Origin of the sequence: Microbacterium sp. ER1, assembly GCF_023383675.1 — a bacterium.
Classification (GTDB): domain Bacteria; phylum Actinomycetota; class Actinomycetes; order Actinomycetales; family Microbacteriaceae; genus Microbacterium.
Window position 1 is genome coordinate 1 of record NZ_QCXO01000029.1, and the last position, 1,773, is coordinate 1,773.

A 1,773-nucleotide genomic window follows, 5' to 3' on the forward strand; every position below is an offset into this window, starting at 1 on the left:
GGGCGGGGCGGCCGGGTCGCCGGCGCCGTCGCGCGAGGGGGCGGGCTGCTGCGGGTCGCTCATGCCCCCGAGCGTAGCCCTCCTCGCGGACGGTCGGGAGGTCAGCGATAGACGTGTCCGGGGTCGGCCTGCGACAGGGCGTCCTGTCCGGCGACGCGGCTCCAGTCGGTGGCGGTGCGACGGTAGCCGTCCCGACGCAGTTCGACGAACGTGGCGACGAGCGCCCAGATGGCGAGGGCGAGGAGGAGGATGAGGAGTAGCATGGCAGAAAAGCTACGCTCGGTGTGATGCTGCCACGAGTGGCGGATCGGGCACTGTGCGTAGGAAAACTGCCATTCCGGGAGATGTGATGAAGACCGTCGCGTGCGTGGTGCAGGACGGCTTCGCGCCGTTCGAGTTCGGGGTCGCCTGCGAGGCGTTCGGCCTCGACCGGTCGGCCGACGGGGTGCCGAACTTCGACTTCCGCATCGTCGCCCCGCGGCCCGGGGTCGTGCGCTCCAAGATCGGCTTCTCCATCAATGTGGAGCACGATCTGTCCTTCGCCGCGGAGGCCGACCTCGTCGTGTTCTGCCCGGTGCCGCGCGAGGTCTGGGGTGACATCGACCCGCTCCTCGTCGACCTGGCCCGCGAGGCCGTGGCGCGCGGAGCGTGGGTCATGAGCGTCTGCAGCGGCTCGTTCATCCTCGCCGCGGCCGGGGTCCTGGACGGACGGCGGGCGACGACGCACTGGATGTACGCCCACACGATGGCCGACATGTACCCCGCCGTCGACATCGATCCGGACGTGCTCTTCGTCCAGGACGGCCGGATCATCACGAGTGCGGGCACCGCTGCCGGCATCGACGCCTGCCTGCACCTGCTGCGACAGGAGCTCGGGGCGGAGATCACCAACCGGATCGCGCGTCGGATGGTGGTGCCGCCGCAACGGGACGGGGGTCAGGCGCAGTTCATCGATCGCCCCATCCCGGTCGCGCCCACGGATTCGCTCGCCGTGGTGGCCGACTGGGCGGTGGAGAACCTCCGCGAAGACCTGACGGTCGACCAGCTCGCGGCCCGGGCGCTGATGTCGCCGCGGACCTTCGCGCGCCGCTTCAAGGCCGAGTACGGGGCGACCCCTGCCGCGTGGCTCGGCCGGCAGCGGATCATCCAGGCCCAGCGTCTCCTCGAGCGCACCGATCTTCCGCTCGAACACATCGCGACGGACTGCGGCTTCGGTTCCGCGGCCGTCCTCCGGCAGAACTTCGCCCGCGTGCTGGGTGTGACTCCCACCGCCTACCGCGCCCGCTTCTCCTGCGCCGACGCCCTCCCCGCCGCCTGACCCCGCCCTTCCCTCGGCGGTGCGGGATCAGTTTCGTGCCCCGTCTCCACGCATCCGGCCCACTTTCCGTCCCGCCACGGTCCCCCTACCGTCCCCCGCAGTCGTGCGGGATCGAAAACGCGCGTGAATGCCCCGCGTCCGGGGCGTTTTCCGTCCCGCTCCCCCCCGTCGGCCTCGCGACCGTCCCCCGCTGTCGTGCGCGATCAAGAACGCGCGCCACCGCACCGGATCCGGAGCGTTTGCCGTCCCGCATCAGGCCGAACGGTCCCGCGACAGGCCCCGGCATTCTGGTCCAGCCCCGCCGGCGGCATCGCCCCCCAAGCTCCGCAGCGGAACTCGTCCCACCGAGGGCGCGGTCGCCCGCATCGGTGCGGGATCAGAAAGGTCCCGCGGGATGGGCGGTGTGGTGCGTTTTCGATCCTGGGCGGGAAGCGGCGGGGCGGGCGGGATCAGAA

Annotated in this window: 2 protein-coding genes; one reads left to right on the plus strand and one right to left on the minus strand. The window is 71.5% G+C overall.

Annotation, left to right across the window (positions count from 1 at the left end):
- Positions 1 to 101: 101 nt before the first annotated feature.
- Complete coding sequence (locus BV453_RS01595; RefSeq protein ID WP_249520702.1) at positions 102 to 263, minus strand: hypothetical protein; 162 nt, start codon at positions 261 to 263, stop codon at positions 102 to 104.
- Between the two features lie 86 nt (positions 264 to 349).
- Here BV453_RS01595 and BV453_RS01600 point away from each other — a divergent pair, with 86 nt between their 5' ends.
- A complete protein-coding gene (locus tag BV453_RS01600; RefSeq protein ID WP_060923594.1) occupies positions 350 to 1,318 on the plus strand; it encodes a GlxA family transcriptional regulator in 969 nt (322 codons plus the stop codon).
- The last annotated feature ends 455 nt before the right edge of the window (positions 1,319 to 1,773 follow it).

Coding starts and splice junctions, on each gene's coding strand:
- BV453_RS01595 (WP_249520702.1), bottom strand. CDS start 263: ATGCTACTCCTCATCCTCCTCCTCGCCCTCGCCATCTGGGCGCTCGTC.
- BV453_RS01600 (WP_060923594.1), top strand. CDS start 350: ATGAAGACCGTCGCGTGCGTGGTGCAGGACGGCTTCGCGCCGTTCGAG.